At 32.3% G+C, this 23957-nt stretch carries 25 protein-coding genes; 15 read left to right on the forward strand and 10 right to left on the reverse strand.

What is annotated here, in order from left to right; genetic code table 11:
• The first annotated feature begins 2 nt into the window (after window positions 1-2).
• From RH82_RS07995 to scpA, 3 genes are read left to right on the forward strand one after another with little or no spacing between them, the layout of a single operon-like run.
• Window positions 3-719, forward strand: a complete 717-nt coding sequence (locus tag RH82_RS07995; protein WP_034059630.1) for a hypothetical protein — start codon at window positions 3-5, stop codon at window positions 717-719.
• Entirely contained in the window at window positions 719-1354 is a 636-nt protein-coding gene (locus RH82_RS08000) for a hypothetical protein (protein ID WP_034059632.1), read from the forward strand. Before RH82_RS07995 ends, RH82_RS08000 begins: the two co-directional genes overlap by 1 nt.
• Window positions 1354-3510, forward strand: coding sequence for a methylmalonyl-CoA mutase (gene scpA, locus RH82_RS08005; protein ID WP_034059634.1), 2157 nt, complete (start codon window positions 1354-1356; stop codon window positions 3508-3510). Before RH82_RS08000 ends, scpA begins: the two co-directional genes overlap by 1 nt.
• Before the next feature lie 129 nt (window positions 3511-3639).
• Here scpA and RH82_RS08010 read toward each other — a convergent pair whose 3' ends face one another.
• Both RH82_RS08010 and RH82_RS08015 read right to left on the reverse strand, forming a co-directional pair.
• Window positions 3640-4350 (reverse strand): LytR/AlgR family response regulator transcription factor, encoded by a 711-nt coding sequence (locus tag RH82_RS08010; protein WP_034059635.1) that lies wholly within the window; start codon window positions 4348-4350, stop codon window positions 3640-3642.
• Between the two features lie 10 nt (window positions 4351-4360).
• Window positions 4361-5443, reverse strand: a complete 1083-nt coding sequence (locus RH82_RS08015) for a sensor histidine kinase (RefSeq protein ID WP_052158260.1) — start codon at window positions 5441-5443, stop codon at window positions 4361-4363.
• A 224-nt stretch (window positions 5444-5667) separates the two neighbouring features.
• On the opposite strand from RH82_RS08015, the gene RH82_RS08020 reads away from it, so the two are divergent.
• The 9 genes from RH82_RS08020 (at window position 5668) to RH82_RS08060 (ending at window position 15049) form a co-directional block, all read left to right on the forward strand.
• Window positions 5668-6639 (forward strand): hypothetical protein, encoded by a 972-nt coding sequence (locus tag RH82_RS08020; RefSeq protein WP_034059637.1) that lies wholly within the window; start codon window positions 5668-5670, stop codon window positions 6637-6639.
• Between the two features lie 363 nt (window positions 6640-7002).
• Window positions 7003-8730, forward strand: coding sequence for an amidohydrolase (locus RH82_RS08025; protein WP_034059638.1), 1728 nt, complete (start codon window positions 7003-7005; stop codon window positions 8728-8730).
• Between the two features lie 377 nt (window positions 8731-9107).
• Complete coding sequence (locus RH82_RS08030; RefSeq protein WP_034059640.1) at window positions 9108-9872, forward strand: ParA family protein; 765 nt, start codon at window positions 9108-9110, stop codon at window positions 9870-9872.
• Between the two features lie 4 nt (window positions 9873-9876).
• Window positions 9877-10785 (forward strand): ParB/RepB/Spo0J family partition protein, encoded by a 909-nt coding sequence (locus RH82_RS08035; RefSeq protein ID WP_034059642.1) that lies wholly within the window; start codon window positions 9877-9879, stop codon window positions 10783-10785.
• A complete protein-coding gene (locus tag RH82_RS08040; RefSeq protein WP_034059645.1) occupies window positions 10775-11389 on the forward strand; it encodes a DUF5683 domain-containing protein in 615 nt (204 codons plus the stop codon). Before RH82_RS08035 ends, RH82_RS08040 begins: the two co-directional genes overlap by 11 nt.
• Before the next feature lie 172 nt (window positions 11390-11561).
• Window positions 11562-12263: a 4-hydroxy-tetrahydrodipicolinate reductase gene (gene dapB, locus RH82_RS08045; protein ID WP_034059646.1), complete on the forward strand. Its 702-nt coding sequence runs from the start codon at window positions 11562-11564 to the stop codon at window positions 12261-12263.
• A gap of 78 nt (window positions 12264-12341) precedes the next feature.
• A complete protein-coding gene (gene lepB, locus RH82_RS08050; protein ID WP_034059647.1) occupies window positions 12342-14069 on the forward strand; it encodes a signal peptidase I in 1728 nt (575 codons plus the stop codon).
• 51 nt (window positions 14070-14120) lie between these two features.
• Window positions 14121-14738 carry a WbqC family protein gene (locus tag RH82_RS08055; protein ID WP_034059797.1) on the forward strand — a complete coding sequence of 206 codons (618 nt, stop codon included), beginning with the start codon at window positions 14121-14123 and terminating at the stop codon, window positions 14736-14738.
• Complete coding sequence (locus RH82_RS08060) at window positions 14738-15049, forward strand: DUF6122 family protein (RefSeq protein WP_034059648.1); 312 nt, start codon at window positions 14738-14740, stop codon at window positions 15047-15049. The genes RH82_RS08055 and RH82_RS08060 overlap by 1 nt, the downstream gene beginning before the upstream one ends.
• Window positions 15050-15135: 86 nt before the next feature.
• Here the strand turns inward: RH82_RS08060 and RH82_RS08065 are convergent, their stop codons facing one another.
• From RH82_RS08065 to RH82_RS08100, 8 genes are all read right to left on the reverse strand, one after another.
• Entirely contained in the window at window positions 15136-16158 is a 1023-nt protein-coding gene (locus tag RH82_RS08065) for an endonuclease/exonuclease/phosphatase family protein (RefSeq protein ID WP_034059649.1), read from the reverse strand.
• A gap of 33 nt (window positions 16159-16191) precedes the next feature.
• Entirely contained in the window at window positions 16192-17007 is an 816-nt protein-coding gene (locus tag RH82_RS08070) for a rhomboid family intramembrane serine protease (RefSeq protein ID WP_316930912.1), read from the reverse strand.
• Window positions 17008-17056: 49 nt separating this feature from the next.
• Window positions 17057-17803, reverse strand: a complete 747-nt coding sequence (locus tag RH82_RS08075; protein ID WP_034059651.1) for a rhomboid family intramembrane serine protease — start codon at window positions 17801-17803, stop codon at window positions 17057-17059.
• A 39-nt stretch (window positions 17804-17842) separates the two neighbouring features.
• On the reverse strand, window positions 17843-19687 hold the full coding sequence (gene mutL, locus RH82_RS08080) for a DNA mismatch repair endonuclease MutL (RefSeq protein WP_034059653.1): 1845 nt from the start codon (window positions 19685-19687) through the stop codon (window positions 17843-17845).
• A complete protein-coding gene (locus RH82_RS08085) occupies window positions 19688-19969 on the reverse strand; it encodes a hypothetical protein (protein WP_034059655.1) in 282 nt (93 codons plus the stop codon).
• A 5-nt stretch (window positions 19970-19974) separates the two neighbouring features.
• Window positions 19975-20199 (reverse strand): hypothetical protein, encoded by a 225-nt coding sequence (locus tag RH82_RS08090; protein ID WP_034059656.1) that lies wholly within the window; start codon window positions 20197-20199, stop codon window positions 19975-19977.
• A gap of 265 nt (window positions 20200-20464) precedes the next feature.
• Window positions 20465-20962, reverse strand: a complete 498-nt coding sequence (gene ribH, locus RH82_RS08095; RefSeq protein ID WP_034059799.1) for a 6,7-dimethyl-8-ribityllumazine synthase — start codon at window positions 20960-20962, stop codon at window positions 20465-20467.
• A gap of 88 nt (window positions 20963-21050) precedes the next feature.
• Window positions 21051-21830: a tetratricopeptide repeat protein gene (locus RH82_RS08100; RefSeq protein ID WP_034059659.1), complete on the reverse strand. Its 780-nt coding sequence runs from the start codon at window positions 21828-21830 to the stop codon at window positions 21051-21053.
• Between the two features lie 126 nt (window positions 21831-21956).
• Between RH82_RS08100 and recF the strand changes: the two genes are divergently transcribed.
• From recF to RH82_RS08115, 3 genes are all read left to right on the forward strand, one after another.
• Complete coding sequence (gene recF, locus RH82_RS08105) at window positions 21957-23036, forward strand: DNA replication/repair protein RecF (protein WP_034059661.1); 1080 nt, start codon at window positions 21957-21959, stop codon at window positions 23034-23036.
• A 63-nt stretch (window positions 23037-23099) separates the two neighbouring features.
• Complete coding sequence (locus RH82_RS08110) at window positions 23100-23519, forward strand: hypothetical protein (RefSeq protein ID WP_034059663.1); 420 nt, start codon at window positions 23100-23102, stop codon at window positions 23517-23519.
• 40 nt (window positions 23520-23559) lie between these two features.
• The gene (locus RH82_RS08115; protein ID WP_034059666.1) at window positions 23560-23856 is read left to right on the forward strand and encodes a DUF721 domain-containing protein; all 297 of its coding nucleotides are present in this window, start codon (window positions 23560-23562) and stop codon (window positions 23854-23856) included.
• Window positions 23857-23957 lie beyond the last annotated feature (101 nt).

Genomic DNA, 23957 nt, shown 5'->3' on the forward strand with positions numbered 1-23957 from the left:
AAATGAAAACAATTTTTAAACTTTTAGCTTTAGTCATTTTAGTTACATTTTCAAGCTGTGATAACTCGAAAAAAATAGAATACAAATACGCAGAAAGCCCAAAATTATTGGCTTGCGATTACCCGAATGGCGACTTGTTAAAAGAGGCAGTATATTCTTTCGAAAATGATATTACTAACGCCTACGACGAGAAATATAAAAATGTCACTAAAGGGTATTCTAGCTTTATAAACTATAGAGTAAGAGGTAACGTAAACATAAAAGATATTGCAAGCGAGCACAGTTTAAAAATTGCAAAAGCCTTAAAAGAAGACACTAGTTTATGGGTTACAACTAATGGTAAAACGTCACTTAACAACTCACATCCTTTAATAGACTGCATTGCAAATAATATAAAAGACAAAGACATTAAGGCAACTTACAATGCTTTATTGGCTACTAACAGTTTAAAACCAAAATTAATTTTACCGCTCTTATCTAGTAGCGCAAAAGTTATGCAGGCAGATGGGAATTTAAAATCTTATGTGGCTTTTGAATTATTTTATTCTCAATTATTAAATGTAAAGTTAGAAGACTTAAAAAACCCAAATCCGAAACCACAGCCAGAGCCCGCGAAACCATCAGTTAAAGGTGTAAACTTTAATAGTACACCTAAACAAGTAATTCCTGCAAAAGCACAAGAAAAAAAAGACGCTCACGCAGGACATAATCACGATTAATGAAATACTATAAAATAATATTATTATTTTTTATTTTATTATCCTTTCAATCTTGTATTGAGGGCGTTAAAGGCCTACAAAGCTGGATTGATGCTTCAAACATAGAAGAAGTTAAAGGAGAATACCACTTTCTTTCAGAAGATGGTATTAAAGTATTTTTACCAAGCGTATTCAAAAAACACACAACTGAAGAATATAAAGGGATTATAAAAAAACTCTTACCATCTAAAGATTTTAAATTAGAAGATAAGAGACTTGAGCTTCTTAAAAAAATGGATGGTAATTTTAGTGTCTTTTACGATAAAGAAACACAATCCACGTTTACAGTTAACTCATTACCTTATCAACCTATTTACAAAAAAGATGCCCAATATCTTTTAGGGATGATTAGAATGAATTACGAAAACAACAATAAAGATCCAGACATAGAATACACAAAGGTTACTGCCAAATATAATGCAGATAGAGGACCACAAATATTTAAGGCTGTCTTTAAAATTGAAAATACTTCAACAAAAATCGTTAGTTATATTTTTACTTATGTTATTTCTGCAAATGAAAAAACAGCGTGGATACAATTACAATCGCCTTACGAAAATGGCGTTGACGATTATTTGAATAAATTAGTTATGTAATGAATAGAAAAAACCTTCAACATATTACAATTAAATCTGAAGCTAAAACCCCAGATTCTAAAAAAGTTTGGCATTCTACTACAGCTGAAGATATTGCTGTAAAATCGAATTATACCAAAGCAGATTTAGAAAACTTAGAGCATTTAGGTTTCGTTGCAGGCATTGCTCCAAATTTACGTGGACCTTATTCAACTATGTATGTTCGCAGACCTTGGACCATTAGGCAATATGCAGGATTTTCTACTGCTGAAGAAAGCAATGCGTTTTACCGCAGAAACTTAGCTGCAGGACAAAAAGGTTTATCTGTAGCTTTCGACCTAGCAACACATAGAGGCTACGATAGTGACCACGAACGCGTTGTTGGAGATGTTGGAAAAGCAGGTGTTGCTATTGATAGCGTTGAAGACATGAAAGTGTTATTCGACCAGATTCCGCTAGATAAAATGAGCGTTTCTATGACTATGAATGGTGCTGTTTTACCAATTTTAGCATTTTACATTGTAGCAGCCGAAGAACAAGGCGTTGCACTAAAAGAATTAGCTGGAACCATACAAAATGATATTTTAAAGGAGTTTATGGTTCGTAATACCTACATCTATCCTCCTACACCATCCATGCAAATTATTTCGGATATTTTTGAATACACGAGTAAAAACATGCCAAAATTTAACAGTATTAGTATTTCGGGTTACCACATGCAAGAAGCTGGCGCAACCTGTGATATTGAATTGGCTTACACCTTGGCAGATGGTTTAGAATACATAAGAAAAGGATTAGTAGCAGGAATGGATATTGACACATTTGCACCTCGCCTATCATTTTTCTGGGCTATTGGCATGAATCATTTTATGGAAATCGCCAAAATGAGAGCAGCTAGGATGTTGTGGGCAAAATTAGTGAAGCAATTCAATCCTAAAAATCAAAAATCATTAGCATTACGAACGCATTGCCAAACGAGTGGTTGGAGTTTAACAGAACAAGACCCATTTAATAACGTAGCACGAACAACCATAGAAGCCACTGCTGCTGCTTTTGGTGGCACACAAAGCTTGCATACTAACGCACTAGACGAAGCCATTGCGCTGCCAACAGATTTCTCAGCAAGAATTGCAAGAAACACTCAAATATTTTTACAAGAAGAAACCAATATTACCAAAACGGTTGATCCTTGGGCTGGAAGTTATTATGTTGAAAAACTAACACATGATATAGCACAAAAAGCTTGGTCTTTAATTGAAGAAGTTGAAGAGCTTGGTGGTATGACTAAAGCTATTGAAGCTGGTATTCCAAAACTAAGAATTGAAGAAGCTGCTGCACGAAAGCAAGCACGAATAGACTCTGGACAAGATCTTATTATTGGGGTTAATAAATATGTTTTGGATGAAGAAGATCCGCTTCATATTTTAGAAGTCGATAACCAAACGGTTAGAAAGCAACAAATTGAACGTTTAGAGAAAACAAAAGCTGAACGCGACGATAAAAAAGTTACTGAAGCTTTGCTTCATTTAACTCAAGCCGCAAGATTATCTGCAGAAACTAAAGATTCTAATGTTAGTGCAGAAAATAATTTACTACATTTAGCAGTAATAGCAGCAAAAGAACGTGCTACTTTAGGCGAAATTAGTGATGCTTTAGAAGTTGTTTATGGCAGATATAAAGCACAAATAAAATCATTTTCCGGAGTGTATAGTAAAGAGATAAAAGACGACAAGAGTTTTGCGAAAGCAAAACAGTTAGCAGACCAATTTGCAGAGCAAGATGGCAGAAGACCACGTATTATGATTGCCAAAATGGGACAAGATGGCCATGATCGTGGTGCAAAAGTTGTGGCTACAGGTTATGCAGATATTGGTTTCGATGTGGATATTGGTCCATTATTTCAAACTCCTCATGAAGCTGCAAAACAAGCTGTTGAGAACGATGTGCATATTCTTGGCATTTCCTCTTTAGCAGCAGGACATAAAACATTAGTGCCTCAAGTTATTGAAGAACTTAAAAACTATGGTCGCGAAGATATTATGGTAATTGTTGGTGGCGTAATACCAAAACAAGACTACCAATATTTATTTGATGCTGGTGCAGTTGCTGTTTTTGGTCCTGGAACAAAAATTAGTGAAGCTGCAATTACTATTTTGGAAGTTTTGATTGACGAATAACAAGCACCTTAATTTATGAAATTTATCAACTAACTTCGACTACTTGTGCTGAACTCGCTTTAGTAATATGCGATAAAATTAATTAAAAACCCACCTTATCTTTTCGTTTTAAAACATTTAAAAAGTTTATTATGGTGTTTTTAGAACTCTATGCACTTCCTGTTTATAGCTCACTCCTATTGGTATTTCTAATGTATCAACTTCAACATCATTGGCTGTATATGCTGTAATTTTATCCGTATTAACAATATATGATCTATGCGTTCGAAGAAAATTTTTTGGTAACTTTTGTTCAAAATCACTAATCTTATCTTTGGTAACAATGCTTGTTTCCTTGGTATGTATCTGTATATAATCTTTTAAGCTTTCAGCATAAATAATTTCTGAAAATAAAATTTTATAATTTTTCTTATTTACATTAACATATATAAAACCCGAGCTTCCATCCTTTTTAGGAATATCAACTTCTGTTTTATAATTACTTTCAATTGTTTTAAAGTACTTATTAATCGCTTTAAAAAAACGATCAAAAGAAACGGGCTTTAGTAAATAATCTACCACTTCTAATTCATAACTTTCAATTGCATATTCTCTATAAGCCGTTATAAAAATAACTTTTGGTGGGTTACTCAAAGATTTTAAAAAATCAATTCCAGTTAACAGTGGCATTTGAATATCTAAAAATATCAAATCAACAGGCTTAGATTTCAACACTTCAAAACCTTCCAAGGCATTGTTACATGTCGCTATTACTTCCAAATTAGGAATTTTAGCAATATGTACTTCAATCAATGCTATTGCAAGAGGCTCATCATCTATAATTATACATTTTACTTTCACTTATTTAATTTTAAGTATTTAAATTTATTTCCAGTTTTACTTTGTATGACGTTTTACCGTCTACAATTTCCATTGCATATTTATTGGGATAAATTAATTGCAACTGACTATTTGTATTCACAAGTCCAATGCCTTTTTTATAATTTGTGATATCTTTTTGAACCTGTTCTGGCTTTGTATTAAATATAGAAAATAATAACTGCTTATTTTTAACTCCAATCTCCATTCTTATCTTAGGAATAGTAATTGCTCCACTCGCTCCATGCTTAAATGCATTTTCAATAAGTGAAACTAAGATTAATGGCGCTATTTTAGTCTGAGGATCATCAATATTTTTATTAAAAACGAGTTCTAGTCTATTTCCATAGCGTAACTGTTCTAAATCTATATAATTTTGTATCAACTGAATTTCTTCAGCAATTGTAACACTGTTTTCGTTGCATTTATATAACATATAGTCTAACATTTCTGACAGTTTTAGAACAGTTTCAGAAGCTTTTTCAGATTTCTGAAGCGTTAGTGCGTACAAATTATTTAATGTGTTAAATAAAAAATGTGGATGAATCTGAGCCTTCATAAAATTCAATTCTGCAATTATCTTTTCTTTTTTCAATAGTTCTGCTCTACTTTTTTCTTCGAAACGTTCTTTTATAAGCTTAACGCAGGCAAAAAGAAACACCGATAAATAGACTCTATGAAAAAAATCTTGATACAGTCTTTTTACATCAGATGCAATTTCTAAAAGAGATTCTTTTCTAAATGGTGGCTCTCTATACAATTCTTCCACAACATAAATCACCAATACACGAGCTAGAATAGAAAACACATACGTTCCAATTAAAAAAAGTATCCCGAAGAGTACATATTTCTTCTTGTATAAAAACGTAGGGTTTAAAAAATAAATGAGATAATAAGAAGCTATTATTTGAGGAAATAATAAAATAACATTCCGGTTAAAGGATTCAGATATTGAACCATAGCCATCTTTCATTGCTAAAGTATAACATAACAATAAAAGCATCCAAAATATCACATGACCCAACCAACGTTTTTGAAGCGTAACATTAATATACTGTGAAAATGAGTTATTCATAATTTCAAAAGTACATAATAACTATTGTCATGTTCAAAATATCGATGAGTTATCGTCTATTTATCCTTAATACCCATTTGCTATTGACGAGATAAAAACGTTCTACAGTATCAACTCTCGATGGTTAATAAATAGTCATTCGACGATATACCAAAATCAATACTGCTTTAATGAAGTCTTTTGCATTATCAAAAGGATTTCACTAATTAACAAAATCAAAAATAATGAACATTAAATTATTAACTATTATTTCAATAGCCTGTATCGGATTTATCAATTATTCGTTTGCACAAAAAAACACACTAGAAACAGTTCACTTCAATGATGGCTCAGGTTCTTTTATAATCAGTGGAGGAAAAGGATATGAAAATATTGACCTTACTGTTTACTACCACAAACCAAAAAAGTTTAATCACTCTACAAAAGTATTAGTTGTTATTCCTGGATCAGGAAGAAACGGTGATAGCTATCGTGATTCTTGGATTAAAGCCTCAGAAAAACACAATGTATTAATTCTATCACCTTCATATCCTGAGAAAAATTACAATTATGGAGGTTACCATCTAGGAAACATGATTACGGTTTTAGATATCAGTAAAGGATTCTCCTACAAAAAGAATACTAATCAAGTTTGGATGGATGAAGATGTAGCAGAATTTAACCTAAATACAGATCCAAGTGTATGGATATATAGCGATTTTGATAGACTGTTTTCAATTGCTAAAAAATCTCTAAAACTCAAAGCAAAAAAGTATGATATGTTTGGGCATTCTGCTGGTGGGCAAATTTTACATCGCTTTACAATATTCTATCCAGAATCTAAAGCTAACAGAATTTTAGCTTCAAATGCTGGTTCGTATACACCTACAGAATACCAAACAAATTTTCCATTCGGAATTAAAAACACAATGACAAAAAAGAAAAACTTAAAAAAATCATTTAGAAAAAACTTAACAATTTTCTTAGGGGAATTGGATAATGCTGATGAAAATGGAGGTAAAATGCTACGCTCAGAAACCGTTGATCTTCAAGGAACACATCGATTAGCCAGAGGGACTTATTTTTACAATAAAGGTTTAAAAACAGCACGATCAATGAATACCAAATATAATTGGGAGCTTAAAATCATTCCAGGTGTTGGTCATAATCAAAGAAAAATGGCGGAAGCAGCGGCTGTTTATCTTTATGAAAACTAATATTCAATGATAGATAATTTAAAATCAAAAAAACCTGAGCAATACTAGTATTGTTCAGGTTTTACTAGTTGGTTGTAATCCTTGAATATGTTTTATCAATTATTAAAGACTTAGCACTATTTGTCTTTAAATTTATGGAATCAAAGCAGAAATCCCTACTATTATAACTTCACCATATTATAAACCTAGCACCGTTTTTTTTGAGTAATGTCCGCACTAATCCAAGTTTTTGGATGGTTTTCCATTTTGTGATTTAATTCCAAAAAATTAATTTTAAAGTTGTCTTTCACACTAAAAAAAATGAACTTCAAAATTACTGATATTATATAAATAGTGTAACTTACAAATATAAAAACACGTCATATGATATCACGCTCTTCACTTTTACTTGCAATGGTAATTACCATTCTTTTTTTTAGTTCTTGTTCTGATTCAAATAAAGAATTTGCCACTATGATTATTCATGGCGGAACTATATACACTGTAGACTCCAAACAAACAACTGTAGAAGCAGTAGCCACAAAAAACAATAGAATTCTTTTTGCGGGAACATTAGTTGAAGCTGAAACCTACAAAAACGAACAAACGCAACGTATTGATTTAAAAGGCAAAACAATGACTCCAGGTTTAATTGAAGGTCATGGTCATTTTATGGGATTAGGTTATAGCGAACTGCGCCTTGATCTTATGAATACAAAAAGCTACCAAGATATTATTGATGCGGTGGCTGAGCGCGTTAAAACTGCAAAACCCGGTGAGTGGATTACAGGTAGAGGATGGCACCAAAGTAAATGGGATAGTATGCCAGCTAACCTTGTTAAAGGATTTCAAACACACCACAGACTTAGTGAAGTTTCTCCGGACAACCCTGTTTATTTGGGCCATGCCAGCGGACATGCAGGATTTGCTAATGCTAAAGCTATGGAGATTGCAGGTTTACAAGTATTAAACAAAGAAGGTATTAAAACGTTTGAAATAGAAGGAGGTGAAGTTTTTGTAGACGCATTTGGGCTGCCAACAGGAGTCTTTAATGAACGTGCACAATCACTAATTTACAAACATATCCCTAAAGATACGCCTGAAACAGATGACAAGGCTTTTAATCTGGCTATTAAAGCCTGCTATAAAAATGGCATTACCAGTTTTCATGATGCAGGAATTGACAGAGAAACAATTGCGCTCTACGACCAAATGAAAGCGAACGGTAACATGGGCATTAGAATCTATGCCATGCTCACAGGTTGGGACAAAGAACTACTTAATGAGTGGTATTTAAAAGGACCAAATGTAGACCCAGAGCATCGTTTTACTATACGGTCTGTAAAATTAAATTGTGATGGTGCTTTAGGATCTCGTGGTGCTTGGCTTTTAGAATCTTATTCAGATCAACCAGACCACTTTGGGCATGAGACACTTCCAATGGATTTTGTAAAAGAAACGGCTACAAACGGACTTAAAAATGGGTTTCAAGTTTGCGCACATGCTATTGGTGATCGCGCCAATAGAGAAATTCTAGATCGCTATGAAGCGGCATTAAAAGAAAACTCAACGTTAGATGCTGATCATAGATTTAGAATAGAACATGCACAACATTTACACCCAGATGATATTCCTCGTTTTGCAGAATTAAACGTGATTCCCGCCATGCAAGCAGTTCATCTGTCTTCTGATAGACCATGGGCAATTGACCGTTTAGGCAAAAAACGTATTAAAGAAGGCGCTTATATGTGGCAAGCCTTATTGCAAAGTGGCGTCCCAATTGTTAATGGAACGGATGTTCCTGTGGAACCGATTAATCCTATAGCCAGTTTCTATGCCAGCGTAAGCAGGAAAACGCTAAAAGGCACTCCAGAAGGAGGCTATGAACCAGATCAAAAAATGACCAGAGCACAGGCTTTAAAATCTTATACATTAGATGCCGCTTATGGTGCTTTCGAAGAAGACATAAAAGGATCTATTAGAATAGGTAAGCTTGCCGATTTTACGATTTACAATCAAGATTTAATGACAGTTGCAGAAGATGAGATCTTAAAAACCGCAATAGTCATGACCATTTTTGATGGTAAGATTGTTTATGAGCTGAATGAATAAGTCGACTTAAATTAGAATAAGAAAAAACTTGTAATACTTAACTGCATTACTAATTTAGAAGTTTTGATTGATTAGCGAGTACTTGACTTTGTGAAATTTTTCAGCTAACTTCGTCTAACATTCGATAAAGCGAATTGAAAACTCGCCTTATCTATACGTTTGACGAAATCTCTAAATTCACTATCATAATCTGCGTTAGAAATGATAACAGAAGACGTTCCGAAAATGAAGAAGAGACAAGTAGTACGCACTAAAAATTATATATGTATTTTTATTTAACCAACTGTTAACAACTTCGGTTTTCTAAACCCATAAATAATTGTATTTTTACGCTGGACTTTTTAATATTAAGTCCCCTAATAAAACAAAAACATTTAATGGGTAAAATAATTGCCATTGCCAATCAAAAAGGAGGAGTTGGAAAAACAACAACCTCAATAAACTTAGCTGCTTCTCTAGGTGTTTTAGAGAAAAAAGTATTGCTTATAGATGCAGATCCACAGGCAAATTCTACCTCTGGATTAGGTATAGATGTAGACGGTGTTGAGATTGGAACCTACCAACTTTTAGAGCACACAAATACTGCAAAAGAAGCCATAGTAAAAACAAACACTCCAAACTTAGATATCATTCCTGCTCATATAGATTTAGTTGCTATAGAAATTGAACTTGTAGATAAAGAAGATCGAGAATACATGCTTAAAAAAGCATTAGAAGCTGTAAAAAATGATTACGATTATATAATTATTGACTGTGCGCCTTCTCTTGGTTTATTAACACTAAACGCTTTAACTGCAGCAGACGCAGTAATGATTCCTATACAATGCGAGTATTTTGCATTAGAAGGTTTAGGTAAATTATTAAACACCATTAAAAGTGTTCAAAAAATACACAATGCAGAATTAGACATTGAAGGTTTATTATTAACCATGTACGATTCGCGTTTACGTCTCTCTAACCAAGTGGTAGAGGAAGTACAAAAGCATTTTAATGATATGGTTTTTAAAACCATAATTCAACGTAACGTTAAACTAAGTGAAGCGCCAAGTTTTGGTGAAAACATAATTAATTATGATGCCTCAAGTAGAGGTGCGGCTAATTATTTAAGTTTAGCAAAAGAAGTAATAAATAAAAACTCCTAAGCAAATGGCGAAGGCAACAAAGAAACAGGCTTTAGGTAGAGGTCTTTCGGCTTTATTAAAAGACCCTAGCAACGATATACAATCTGTACAAGATAAAAACGCAGATAAAGTTATTGGTAATATTGTGGAATTAGAATTGGATAGCATTGATATGAATCCGTTTCAACCACGCACCAGTTTTAATGAAGAAACCTTACGCGAATTAGCATCTTCCATTAACGAGCTTGGCGTAATACAACCCATAACAGTTAGAAAATTAGGTTTCGAAAAATACCAATTGGTTTCTGGAGAACGCCGTTTTCGTGCAAGTAAATCTATAGGTCTAGAGACTATTCCTGCTTACATTCGTATTGCAAACGATCAAGAAAGTTTAGAAATGGCATTGGTAGAAAACATCCAACGCCAAGATTTAGATCCTATCGAAATTGCTTTGTCATACCAACGTTTAATTGATGAAATTCAGCTAACACAAGAGCAAATGAGCGATCGTGTTGGAAAAAAACGTTCTACAATTGCGAATTATTTGCGTTTATTAAAGCTCGATCCCATTATCCAAACAGGCATGCGAGATGGATTTTTATCTATGGGTCATGGTCGTGCGATTATTAATATTGAAGACCAAACCATTCAGTTAGATATTTACGAGAATATATTATCTCATAAATTATCGGTTCGCGAGACAGAGGCTTTAGTTAAAAATTACAATGCTACAAATGAAGTTACGATTCCTAAAAAAGAACACAAAGAGGCCTTGCCAAAATTTGTTAAAAAAGGAATGGTAGCATTCTCAGAATACTTTGGCCATAAAATAGACGTTAAAGTATCTACTAATGGTAAAGGAAAAATAACAATTCCATTTCATTCTGAAGAAGATTTTAATCGTATTAAAAAGTTAGTCCAAGGTGACAAATAAACTACTTATAACCGTTTTTAGTTTACTGCTTAGTTTTTCCGCTTTAGCACAAAAAGGCAAAAAAAAGAAAGCAGAAGACAAAAAAGTACAACCTACAGAAAATGTAGAAGGGTTAGTAATTATACCAGCAGATTCTACTTTGGTTCGCAAAGAAATAGATCCATTGCGTCCATCTAAAGCAGCCTTCTTCTCTGCTGTTTTACCAGGTTTAGGCCAAGCTTACAATAAGAAATACTGGAAAATTCCTATTGTTTATGCAGCGCTAGGAACTAGTGTTTATTTTTATATAGACAACAATAAGCAATATAATCGTGTGCGCGATGCTTACAAACGTCGTTTAGCCGGTTTTAAAGACGATGAATTTCAAGATCGTTTAACAGATGATGGTTTGCGAGAAGCTCAAAAATCGTTTAGAAGAAATAAGGAACTATCCCTTTTAATAACCGTTGGATTGTATGCTTTAAATATTGTAGATGCTAATGTAGATGCCCATTTATTACAATATAATGTAGATGATAATTTAAGTTTTAAACCACATTACAAAATTGATGAGTTTAATAATAAGGGCCGTGTTGGTTTGACCATGAATTTTAAGTTAGATTAAACAAGCAAAGCGTAAAATTACGTGTAGATAGCAAATCGATTGCGCTAAGCTTAACAATAGCAGAATATTAATAAGATTTTCGATGTCTCGGAAATAAAACAAACAAATTCTCTTCTTTACTGAACCAAGTTCAGTCTAAACAAGAAATGAAGAAAAAAAAAATACTTTTTCAATGAAAATTGCTTTACTAGGCTATGGTAAAATGGGAAAAACAATTGAAGCCATTGCATTAAGCCGTGGACATGAGATTGTAATAAAAACTTCTAAAACCGTGGATTCTGAAATCACTATGGCGGATATTGCTATAGATTTTAGTATTCCTAGTGCCGCTTTTGGTAATATTTCTAATTGCATTGAAAATACTGTTCCTGTAATTTCTGGAACTACTGGTTGGCTTGATGATTATGATAAAATTGTCGATTTATGTCAACAGAAAAATGGCGCTTTTATATATGCTTCCAATTTTAGCTTAGGAGTCAACATCTTTTTTGAGTTGAATAAAACATTAGCCAGAATGATGTCAACTCTTGAGGATTATAACGTTGATTTAGAGGAAATTCATCATACACAAAAACTCGATGCTCCAAGTGGGACAGCCATTTCATTAGCTGAAGGTATTTTAGAAAATCATAAAAAATACACCTCTTGGCAATTAGATAGTAATGACGATAAAGTGCTTCCTATTTCAGCAAAACGTTTAGAAAATGTACCTGGAACACACAATATTACTTACAAAAGCGAAGTAGATACAATAAAAATAGAACACATAGCACATAATCGTCAAGGGTTTGCCTTAGGCGCTGTAGTTGCTGCAGAATGGCTTCTAAATAAAACTGGTGTTTACACAATGAAAGATGTGTTAAATATTGGTTAACTAAAAATAAAAATGTAACATTTGCGAAAGCAAAACTACTAATAGTGTTTATTAAATATTAGCACAAAATTTATAATTATGAACGGAACACAATGGATTATATTATTCTTGATTATTCAGTTAATTCATGGATTAGCCACTTGGAAATTATATATAAAAGCAGGTCGTAAAGCTTGGGAAGCCTTTATCCCAGTTTACAATGCTGTTATGTTAATGAAAATAATTAACAGACCTTGGTGGTGGACTATCCTCCTATTTTTACCAATTGTAAACCTCATTATGTTTCCTGTTATTTGGGTTGAAACTGCAAGAAGTTTTGGTAAAAACTCACGACTAGATACCATTCTAGCCATTGTAACCTTAGGTTTCTATAATTTCTATTTAAATTATATCGCAAATGTTAATTATATTGAAGACAGAAGTTTAAAACCTAGAAGTAATGCTGGAGAATGGATAAGCTCGATTCTTTTTGCAGTTGTAGCAGCAACTATTGTTCACACTTATTTAATTCAGCCGTTTGTAATTCCTTCTTCGTCATTAGAAAAAACCCTATTGGTTGGTGATTTCCTTTTTGTAAGCAAGTTTCATTATGGTGCCAGAGTACCAATGACCACCGTTGGTTTACCAATGGTTCACGATTCTATTCCGAAGACAAAAACAAAATCTTATTTATTTAACGATACATTCGAAGAGCGTAATACCTCTTGGAAAAACAAACTACAATTGCCTTATATGCGATTGCCAGGTTTCGAAAAAATAACGCGAAATGAAATTGTAGTGTTCAATCAGCCAGCAGATACATTGTTGGATATGAATGATTTTAATCCAGATAGAAACTACTATAAACCAATAGACAAAAAAACCAATTTGGTAAAACGTTGTGTAGGTATTCCTGGAGATGAGTTAGAAATAAAAGGAGGTCATGTTTATATTAATGGTGAGAAAAATGTATTGCCAGATAGAGCACGTTTACAATTCTTTTACAATATAAAAACTAATGGTGATATTAGACAACTGTTTAGTAAATATGAAATTACAGAAAGCAGTGGTTATGAAACGTATTATATTGAAAACAAGTATTTAGAGGACCCGAAAATAAGCGATTTTATTAATAGCAATAACGATATAGACCTTAAGATTATTGAAAGAGATTCATTAAAAACTGAGGTTTCTGGTAGATTAACGCAACGTTTCTTTCAACGTTTAGGTATGTCTGTGGCAAAAACCAATTATATTGGTAACATGACAGAAGAACTGGCTTTAAAAGTATCTAAAGACCCTAGTATTATTTCTGTAGAAAAAGTAAATTCTGAAACTCCAGACTCTCGCTTATTCCCTCAAGATTCTGAGTATAGTTATACCGCTGATAATTTTGGACCTATTTACATACCAAAGAAAGGAGAATCTTTAGATTTAACTATAAAAAACTTCCCTTTATACAAGCGCGTAATTGGAGAATACGAAAGAAACACAATTACATCGCGTGGAAATCAAGTTTTAATAAATGGTGAAGTTGCAACTAGTTACACCTTTAAACAAGATTATTACTGGATGATGGGAGATAACAGACAAAACTCTATTGACTCTAGATATTGGGGATTTGTACCTTTCGATCACGTCGTAGGAAAACCTGTTTTAGTTTGGATGAGTTTCGATACTATTAAAAAGAAAGTACGTTGGGATAGATTATTTACAACTGTTCATGGAACAGGTAAAACAACATCTTACTTAATTCCTGTTTTGGTTTTAATTGCTGGATTGGTAGTATTTAATCGTTTTAGAAAACGCAAGAAGAAAGCTCAGTAATTTATTTGATTTTCTCCTGCGAATGGAGGAATGATAAGACCATATCAACAAATGAACATTTTACTCCATCCAACTTATTTCCCTACAATTGCAACTTTTGTTGCTATTACAAAAGCAAATAAAGTTGTTTTGGAAATTCATGATAATTACCAAAAACAAACGTACAGAAACCGTTGTTATATTTATGCTGCTAACGGAAAATTACAATTGAGCGTTCCTGTTATTTTTAGTCAGAAAAACAGACAAAAATACAGCGAAGTAAAAATCGCGAACGACTATAAATGGCAAGACAATCATTTAAAAACTTTAGAATCGGCTTATAGAACTTCTCCTTTCTACGAATTTTATATAGATGACTTACAACCGCTTTTTACTGAGACATTCGAAACTATTTTAGATTTTAATCTCCGTTGTTTTGAAGTTATTTGTGAGTGCCTTCAACTAGAAGTTGACATTTCAAAAACTGAATCATTTAAAAAAGAAACGAAAGATTTAAAGGATTATAGAGGTTTAGTAAATGCTAAAAAGGAAAACATAATACTATTAGATCCTTATACTCAAGTATTTTATTCCAAACACGGCTATATTAATAATTTAAGCATACTAGATTTACTTTTTAACGAAGGCACAAATGCCATTAGTTATTTAGAATCCCAAGACCTTATTTAATGCTACAACCAATTGTACATTATGGTATTCATTATATATTGCCATTAGCTGTCGCATTAATCGTCTTTAAGCCGCAATGGAAAAAAGCATATCTGGTAATGATTTTAGGCCTATTAATTGACTTAGATCATTTATTAGCAAACCCAATATTTGAAGCCAATCGCTGTAGTATTAATTTTCACCCGTTACACAGTTATTATTTAATTCCTTTGTACTTAATTTTAGTATTTCCGAAGAAAACAAGATGGATTGGTTTGGGTTTATGCATTCATATTCTTGCAGATGCTTTAGATTGCTGGATGATGAGTTAAAGCTGTATACTAAAATAGTTTTCTAGCAAAGTCTCAATACTTAGTCGAATGCTAAAATTATAATGTTATTTTTAAACGAATGAATACTACTCCAAACTGACCTTCGTCATCACAGGAAAATGATCTGAATACTCCACATCATAAGTCTTAAAACTATTAATTCTAAACGCTGGATCGGCGAAAATAAAGTCGATACGCATTGGAAAAAACTTAAAATTATACGTTCTCCCAAAACCATTTCCTGCTTCTTTAAACGTATCGTTTAAATTAGCTTTAACTTGTTTATACACATAAGAAAAGGCTGTATTATTAAAGTCTCCACAAATAATTGTTTTATAGTTACATTTATTTTTATGCTTTAAAAACAACTCCGTTTGAAACTGTTGCATTTTAAATGTTTTACCGATTCCAATAAATAGTTTTTCGGACTCTTTGGTGCTTAGGTTTTCTACTTTAGGATCAATACGTAATGATTGTAAGTGGATATTATAGACTCTTATAGTATCCTTATCTTTTATTATATCTATATAAATAGCGTTGTTAAAAGTGTTAGGAAACTCTATAGATCCCGAATTTATTATTGGATAATTTGAGAATATCGCTTGTCCGTATTTTTTCTTCTTACCAAGTAATTTTTCATATTTATACTTATAAAAAGAGAGCTTCGTGCTTTCTCGAGGATGGTATTCTTGTAAGGCCAAAATATCAGGCGCTTCGGTTTTTATAAAATTAACTAAATTTTCTTCGGTCTCTTCACTAGGTATCCATTTGTATAGATTAAATAACCTAACGTTATAATTCATAATAGAGATGTTATTGTCATCTTCTACAGTTTTAGATTCTGAAAATTTATATAAAGACCCAAAAGAGAAGTAACCAATTACTAAAACGAGTAAAGACAATAGTAGTTGTTTTTTAATTTTAACTAACCAATAGACAAAAAACAAAGCATTTAATAGTATTAGAATTGGTACACCTAAACCTAATACCGATAATGCTGCAAACGTTTTTGGAGGTAATAAAGGTAATAGAAAAGACAGCAATAAAGCAAAAGCCACAACAGAGTTGCAGAAGAACATTATTTTCTCGAAAAACTTTAATTTTCGCATTTTACACCTGTATCTTTTTTATAACTAATGGTATTACTTTCCAGCTTTAAATAGAAATTCTTTTTCTTTAGCAGTTAAACTCTCGTAACCGCTTTTACTAATTTTATCTAAAATTATATCTATTTTCTTTTGGTTATTAAACTCGCTAAACTCACCTTTAGTATAACCACCAACCTTAGACTTGTCTTTATAAACTGTTTTAAGGTTTCCTTTTTTGCTAGCTTTAAACCAGTTATTAATAGTATCTAACAAACGTTCAAAACCTTTACCAATATCATTTCCTTTTACTAACTGTTTAGCGTAAATGTAACCCAAAAGTGCTCCACCTAAGTGTGCTAAACTTCCACCTGCATTTACACCGGAAAGACCTATAACATCTAATGCAACTAATGCAGCTCCAATATACCAGATTTTAATATTCCAAGTTATTAATCGCACTTCGTTATTAGGCATATATGCACAGATAAATATAAAAATTGCTCTTACAGCTGCACTTGCTCCAATTAACGGAAAATATTTATCTGCAAAATAGACTGGAAACAGATTGTAAAACAATAAGAAGTTTAAACCACCAAAAATACTCCCAAGAAAGTAAAGATTTATTGCCATTTTAGTATTAAACAAATTGAGGAATAGCTTTCCACAAAAGTATAACCAAATCATATTAAAGGCGAGATGTAATGCTCCATAATGCAAAAAAGCATAACTAATTATAGACCAAGGTTGCATTAAAGCATCGCTAAAGTTTGGTGGTAATTCGAAATAACCCAAAGCTCCTCCAATAAAAGGTTTAAGAATTACAACAAGCAAAAATATAATAACATTGATCGCTATTATTTTCTCAAGCACATTGAGATTTTTGAATTTATATTTTAAACGCTCTATCTGGCTCATTCTACTAATCTATTCTATACTTATTAAATATATTCTTTTTCAAAAAAAGCATAGTTATTAAACCGACAACTGCTCCTCCAACATGAGCCCAATGTGCGATATTCATTCCAAAAACAGAAGGGCTACCAAGAAAACCTGAAACAATATCATAACCAACAATTAATGGAATAAAATATTTAGCCTTTATAGGAATTGGAAGAAATATTAACATCAATTCTGCATTGGGATTTAGGATACCGAAGGCAACTAAAACACCCATAATACATCCAGATGCCCCAACCATTGTTGCGTTATAAACTTGAAATGCTTCATTTATTTGTTCATTTTGCAAAGCTGTAACGCGAAGACTTGACTTTCCAGTATTAAAATAATTCATCAAGGAGTCCATAGAAATCCCAGAAGCTTGTAATTCTGGAATTAATCTAGAATAATTTATATAATCGAAACCTAATTGAAATAATACGGCTCCTAAACCTGCTGCAAAATAGAGTATTAAAAATTTCTTACTTCCTAAACGTTGCTCGACAGCACTACCAAACATCCACAACGCAAACATATTAAATAATAAGTGTGAAAAACCGCCATGCATAAACATGTGAGTTATTATTTGCCAAGGCTTAAAAATACTATTATCAGGATAATGAAGCGCAAATAAATTATTAAATTGATCTTGTCCAATAGCTACTGTTGCTACAAACATGATTACGTTTATAATTAATAAATGCTTTACTGTTTCTGTTATTTTATTCATAATTTATATGATCTCAAGAATTCTAGAGACTTTTCAGTTTTAAACAAATTTTTTATCCAACTCGTCAACAGTCATGGTTACAAATGTTGTTCTATTAGTTGGTGATACATTAGGTTCTTTACACGCAAAAAGGGAATTCACTAAATGCTCTTGTTCCATTATTGTTAAACTTTGCCCGGTTTTTATAGCCAAACTTTTAGCTAAAGATTTTGCTAACAAATCGGTTGCACTAAAATTACTATCTGGTACTTCATTTTCTACATCACTAATTAATTGTTCTAAAATAATAGACACTTCACTTTCTGGAACACTTACTGGTACTCCTGAAATCTCAACCAATTCACCTTTTATCGTTTGAAAAATAAAACCTGAATGTTCTAAATCTGTTTTTAATTGATTAATAATTTCAATTTCCTGTGGCGAAAAATGAAGTTGTAATGGAAACAAAAGTTGTTGACTCATTGCTTCTTTAATGGTCATATTCTTTAAAAAATCTTCGTATAAAACACGCTGATGTGCGCGATGCTGATCGATTAACAACATACCGGATTTTATAGTACTCACAATGTATTTATTACGAAATTGGTAAGTACTTTGCTTCTGCTCTACTTGATTATCATTATCGAATATCGATTCATTTTTAGTATCACTCTCAAAACTAACTTCCTTGAAATCTTGCTGTGTTTGCGTGCCTTTAGACTCTAAACCAACATACAAACTATCCCAATTACCAGCAGTTTGCTTTTTAAATGCTGTGGTTTGCTTTCCTGATATTTGCTTCTCCTGAAACGGATTAAAACTCCTATCTACTTCTATTGAAGGTGATCCTTTTTGTTGATAGCTATATGGAGTATCTAGATTTGCATCACGTTCAAAATCTAAAACTGGAGCAATATTAAACTGTCCTAAACTGTGTTTAACAGAAGAACGTAGAATGGCATATAAAGTATGCTCATCATTGAACTTGATTTCCGTTTTTGTAGGATGAATATTTATATCTATGGTTTGCGGATTTACTGTTAAATTTAAAAAATAACTAGCATGTGTTCCATCTTTTAAAAGTCCTTCAAATGCTGAGCCAATGGCATGATTTAAATATGCGCTTTTAATAAACCTATCGTTTACGAAAAAGAATTGCTCTCCTCTAGTTTTCTTTGCGAATTCTGGCTTGCCAACAAATCCCGATATTTTAAGCACTTCGGTATCTTCATCTACAGGTACCAATTTTTCATTTGTTTTTGTTCCAAAGATGTTTACAATACGTTGTCTATAATTGCTTTCTGGAAGGTTAAACGATTCACTTCCATTGTGAAACATTACAAAACTAATGTTAGGATGTGCAAGTGCTACACGATGAAATTCGTCTATAATATGTCTTGACTCTACGGTATTAGACTTCAAAAAATTTCGTCTCGCAGGAATATTATAAAACAGATTTTTTACAGAAATAGAGGTTCCTTTTGGCGTGACCACCACCTCTTGGCTATTTACAGTACTGCCTTCAATTTCTATGCGCGTACCAACATCTTCGTTTTCCTGTTTTGTCTTTAACTCAACATGTGCAATTGCAGCAATACTAGCTAATGCTTCTCCTCTAAAACCTTTAGTATTGAGTTGAAAAAGATCATCAGCTGTTCTAATTTTAGAAGTCGCATGACGCTCGAAACTTAATCTTGCGTCTGTAACGCTCATACCTTTACCATCATCAATAACTTGTACGAGTGTTTTTCCAGCGTCTTTTATTATTAATTTTATTATAGTTGCACTAGCATCGATAGCGTTTTCTAGTAATTCTTTTACTACAGAAGCTGGACGTTGTACCACTTCGCCTGCAGCAATTTGGTTTGCAACATGATCTGGTAATAGTTGAATGATATCTGCCATTTACGACTTAGTAAAAAATATTGTGAGATCGAAATCGATTATAAAAAGAAAAATAATAACTAAAACAGAAATAATAATCAAAACACGTCTATTTACGGCCTTGTCAGGTGAATTTTGAAACTCATCAACAGCTTTTATAAATCTGTTTTTTACATTGCCTGAAGCTTCTAATGTAGAACGTTCGCCATCAAATTTACCTTTCATAGCAAACGGACTTCCTTCTCCATTGTAGAAACGAGGCTTATAATTATATCGCTTATTTTGTTTTAGTTTAAATCCCATAACTATTATAGTTTATATTCAAGATAGTACATTACTGCAATAATAATGCCTAATAATAAGAGTAATAAAGGTAAGCCAATTTTTCGTTTTCCAGCACCCGTTTTTCTAGTGCGCTTCCACTCTGAAGTTACCTCTCGCTTAGCATCGAACTCTGTTTTTACATCTTTGACTTCGTCTTTAGAAAATCTAGAATTATAATTAAACGATTTGTTTTTTCTCTTGTTAAACACTGTACTATTTTAAACTATTGAAATACACTCAAAAGTACTGAAAATAGAGAAGAAATCACATAATGATATGCTAAAATTATTAACAGATATTATAAGAATTAAAGATGTGAGTTGTCTAGTTGTAGTCCACTAAAATTTTTTTTATGAATATGTATAATGCGTGTATTAAACACTAATACTGAATATTATCTTCTCAAACTATTTTCAGAAGAAAAAGAGCTTGTTATATTATTACTCAAAAATTAATTAGTTTAAGGTGTCCAGACTACTTAGTAAAAGCACTCTTGATGCTAATAACTACCATTTTAATTGCAGCTACCGCAGCTTCTGTTCCTTTGTTACCGTGGATTCCTCCAGAGCGGTCAATAGCTTGCTGCTTGTTGTTATCTGTTAACACACAAAAAATAACAGGAGTATCATGAAGTACATTTAAGTCTTTAATACCTTGTGCAACACCTTCGCAAACAAAATCGAAGTGTTTTGTTTCACCTTGGATTACACTACCAATAGCAATAACAGCATCAACATTTTGCTGTTGCATTTTTTTACTACCATAGATTAGCTCGAAACTACCAGGAACATCCCAACGTGCAATATTTTCAGGCAATACGTTATGTGCGATTAAAGTTTCAAAAGCACCTTTGTATAAACCTTCAGTAACGGTATCGTTCCATTCTGAAACAACAATCCCAAACCGAAAAGATTTCGCGTTTGGGATTGATGCTTTATCGTATTCTGATAAATTATTATTTACTGTTGCCATAGGCTTAATTTCCGCTAAGGCGGTAATATTATGGTTAATTTCTGCTAAGGCGGTAATACTATAGTCAATTTCCGTTAAGGCGGTAATACTACTTATTTGACATTGCTTGCGCTTTACCAATAAACACATCTACTGTAGAAGCTTCAGGTGCATTTGGATAACTATCTTTAATAGTATTAAAATAACCTAAGGCTTCAGATGCTTTTCCTAAATTTAAAGCAGTAAGACCAGCTTTGTAATAATATGTTGGTGCCGTTAATTCGTTAGTTCTCATTTTAGCAGCTTGTAAATAATATTTTAAAGCTTGCTCTGGTTGATTTAACTGAATAAAAGCATCTCCTATAGATCCTTTTGCCATTGGTCCGGCAGCTTGATCGTCACTTTCAAACTTATCTAAATGCGTGATTGCATTTTTATAATCTTTTAAGTTTAAGTATGCCATCCCAGCGTAATAGTTAGCCAAGTTAGAAGCAGGTGTCCCACTGTATTCTTTAATAACATCTAACATACCATATTTACCTTCGCTACCATTAAGTGCTACAGTATAAAGTGAATCGCTAGAAACACCATTGGCTGCATCATTAAATTGCTTTTGCGCGTGGTACATCTCGTTCATTCCATCTGCATTTGCAGGTTCTTGAACTAATTTAGTATAAGCTAAATAACTTAAAACCAAGGCAGCTACCGCTCCAATTATAATAAAAATGTATTTTTGGTTAGCAGCAACAAAGTCTTCTGTTTTAGAAGCTGTTTCGTCTAAGGCATCAAAAACCTCAGCAGTTGTTGAGTTTTCTCCCAAGTCTTGGTCGATAACATCCTTTTCTTTTTCCGTTTTTGGTTTGTAACCTCTTTTCTTATAAGTTGCCATGTATAGTTTTATTTATGCGTGGCAAAAATAAAATATTTCTTCATATATAAAAGCTTATTTATTTGTTATTTTGCAAGCCACATATATTTGTAAAAATAACCTCTCCAACATTTGCGAAAATAGTCTATGATTTTAAAGTCTCTTTCCTTAGTAAATTACAAAAATTTCGAGAGTAAATCTCTTACTTTTAACGACACCATTAATTGTCTTGTCGGCAACAATGGCGTGGGTAAAACAAATATTCTAGATGCTATTTACCACTTGTCTTTTGGTAAGAGTTATTTTAATCCGGTAGCCTCGCAAAACATTAAACATGATGAAGAATTTTTTGTTATTAATGGCGATTATTCTAAAGAAAATAAAACCGAAAAAATTGTAATTAGCCTAAAACGTGGTCAAAAAAAAGTAATTAAACGCAATGGAAAAGCTTACGAGAAGTTTAGTGAGCATATTGGTTTCTTACCTTTAGTGATTATTTCGCCTGCAGATAGAGATTTAATTATCGAAGGTAGCGATACACGAAGAAAGTTTATAGACAGTGTGATTTCACAGAGTAACAAATCTTATTTAAACGATTTAATTAAGTACAACAAGATATTAGCACAACGCAATAGCTTATTAAAATATTTTGCTCTAAATAATACGTTCAATAATGACACGCTTGAGATATATAATAGCCAGTTAACTAATTATGGTACAAAGATTTTTAATGATAGAGAAGCCTTTTTAAAAACCTTTATCCCTATTTTTAAATCTCGATACGAAGCCATTAGTAATGGAAATGAAACTGTAGATTTGGTTTATAAAAGTGATTTATTCGAAACCGATTTAAACAGCTTACTAATGCAAGTTATTAATAAAGACAAAGCCATACAATATACAAGTGTTGGGATACACAAAGACGATTTACTTTTTAATATAGATAGTCATCCTATTAAAAAATTCGGTAGTCAAGGACAGCAAAAATCATTTTTGATAGCATTAAAATTAGCACAATTCGATTTTTTAAAACAACAAAGTGGTGTAAATCCTATTTTATTGTTAGATGATATTTTCGATAAGTTAGATGAGGAACGCGTAACACAAATAATTAAGTTGGTAGACGATGAAAATTTTGGACAAATATTTATTAGCGATACACATGCTGAACGTACCGAGAAAGCTGTAAAACAAGTACATCAATCTTATGAGATCTTTAAGTTATAAAATAAAAACGGTGTTAAGAGGAATTTTAGACGTGGCAACCTTTCAATAAAAAATTACTATATAATGAGACAACTATTTATAATTTTATTTTTTAGCCTATTCATAATAAGCTGCTCTAAAAACCCAGAAAGCTACATAGACCATATCGATGGATATTGGGAAATTGAAAGTGTAACATTATCTAATGGTAGTAAAAAGGAATATACCGTTAATCAGACTATCGATTATATTTCGATTAATGATAGTTTAAAAGGTTTTAGAAAAAAAATGAACCCAAGATTTGATGGCAAATACGAAACATCAAAGGATGCCGAATCACTTCATATAAAAATAGAAAATGATAGTTTAAATCTATATTATTTCACTAAATATGCAAACTGGAAAGAAACTGTTTTAATGGCTAATGAAAACCAATTAAAAATAGTTAACCAAAATAACAATGTATATTTATATAAACGGTTCACTCCTATTATAGGAGAATAACATTATAATTATTGAGACTCCCACTTACGCGAAAATAAACATGGCAAAACGCAATAACAACATATTAAACATTCAAGACGCCTTAAAAGACTTTGTAGAAACCAATAAGCTAGAAAAAGGTTTAGATAAAGTTAATGTTCGTGAAGCTTGGTCTAGGCTAATGGGAAATGGCGTAAACAATTATACCACAGCTGTAGATTTAAAAAACGAAACGCTCTATGTACAATTGAGTTCTAGCACTTTAAGAGAAGAGTTAAGCTACGGGAAAGATAAAATTATAAACATGCTTAACGAGGAACTAGGCAAAGTTTTAATAAAAAAGATAGTTTTGAGATAGTGAAATTTAATACTTACAAAACGTATACTTATAGTACCCGTGTTTTAATTTAGAAATAAGTTTTCTAACACTTCTAAAGGGTTCTATTATACAACTGAAAA

The sequence above is a fragment of the Lacinutrix jangbogonensis genome (assembly GCF_000797445.1).
GTDB classification, from domain to species: domain Bacteria; phylum Bacteroidota; class Bacteroidia; order Flavobacteriales; family Flavobacteriaceae; genus Lacinutrix; species Lacinutrix jangbogonensis.

Bases quoted from the DNA above. Each gene is read 5' to 3' on its own strand.
- RH82_RS07995 (WP_034059630.1), top strand. From the start codon at position 3: ATGAAAACAATTTTTAAACTTTTAGCTTTAGTCATTTTAGTTACATTT.
- RH82_RS08000 (WP_034059632.1), top strand. From the start codon at position 719: ATGAAATACTATAAAATAATATTATTATTTTTTATTTTATTATCCTTT.
- scpA (WP_034059634.1), top strand. From the start codon at position 1,354: ATGAATAGAAAAAACCTTCAACATATTACAATTAAATCTGAAGCTAAA.
- RH82_RS08015 (WP_052158260.1), bottom strand. From the start codon at position 5,443: ATGAATAACTCATTTTCACAGTATATTAATGTTACGCTTCAAAAACGT.
- RH82_RS08020 (WP_034059637.1), top strand. From the start codon at position 5,668: ATGAACATTAAATTATTAACTATTATTTCAATAGCCTGTATCGGATTT.
- RH82_RS08025 (WP_034059638.1), top strand. From the start codon at position 7,003: ATGATATCACGCTCTTCACTTTTACTTGCAATGGTAATTACCATTCTT.
- RH82_RS08030 (WP_034059640.1), top strand. From the start codon at position 9,108: ATGGGTAAAATAATTGCCATTGCCAATCAAAAAGGAGGAGTTGGAAAA.
- RH82_RS08035 (WP_034059642.1), top strand. From the start codon at position 9,877: ATGGCGAAGGCAACAAAGAAACAGGCTTTAGGTAGAGGTCTTTCGGCT.
- dapB (WP_034059646.1), top strand. From the start codon at position 11,562: ATGAAAATTGCTTTACTAGGCTATGGTAAAATGGGAAAAACAATTGAA.
- lepB (WP_034059647.1), top strand. From the start codon at position 12,342: ATGAACGGAACACAATGGATTATATTATTCTTGATTATTCAGTTAATT.
- RH82_RS08055 (WP_034059797.1), top strand. From the start codon at position 14,121: ATGAACATTTTACTCCATCCAACTTATTTCCCTACAATTGCAACTTTT.
- RH82_RS08060 (WP_034059648.1), top strand. From the start codon at position 14,738: ATGCTACAACCAATTGTACATTATGGTATTCATTATATATTGCCATTA.
- RH82_RS08065 (WP_034059649.1), bottom strand. From the start codon at position 16,158: ATGCGAAAATTAAAGTTTTTCGAGAAAATAATGTTCTTCTGCAACTCT.
- RH82_RS08075 (WP_034059651.1), bottom strand. From the start codon at position 17,803: ATGAATAAAATAACAGAAACAGTAAAGCATTTATTAATTATAAACGTA.
- mutL (WP_034059653.1), bottom strand. From the start codon at position 19,687: ATGGCAGATATCATTCAACTATTACCAGATCATGTTGCAAACCAAATT.
- RH82_RS08085 (WP_034059655.1), bottom strand. From the start codon at position 19,969: ATGGGATTTAAACTAAAACAAAATAAGCGATATAATTATAAGCCTCGT.
- ribH (WP_034059799.1), bottom strand. From the start codon at position 20,962: ATGGCAACAGTAAATAATAATTTATCAGAATACGATAAAGCATCAATC.
- RH82_RS08100 (WP_034059659.1), bottom strand. From the start codon at position 21,830: ATGGCAACTTATAAGAAAAGAGGTTACAAACCAAAAACGGAAAAAGAA.
- recF (WP_034059661.1), top strand. From the start codon at position 21,957: ATGATTTTAAAGTCTCTTTCCTTAGTAAATTACAAAAATTTCGAGAGT.
- RH82_RS08110 (WP_034059663.1), top strand. From the start codon at position 23,100: ATGAGACAACTATTTATAATTTTATTTTTTAGCCTATTCATAATAAGC.
- RH82_RS08115 (WP_034059666.1), top strand. From the start codon at position 23,560: ATGGCAAAACGCAATAACAACATATTAAACATTCAAGACGCCTTAAAA.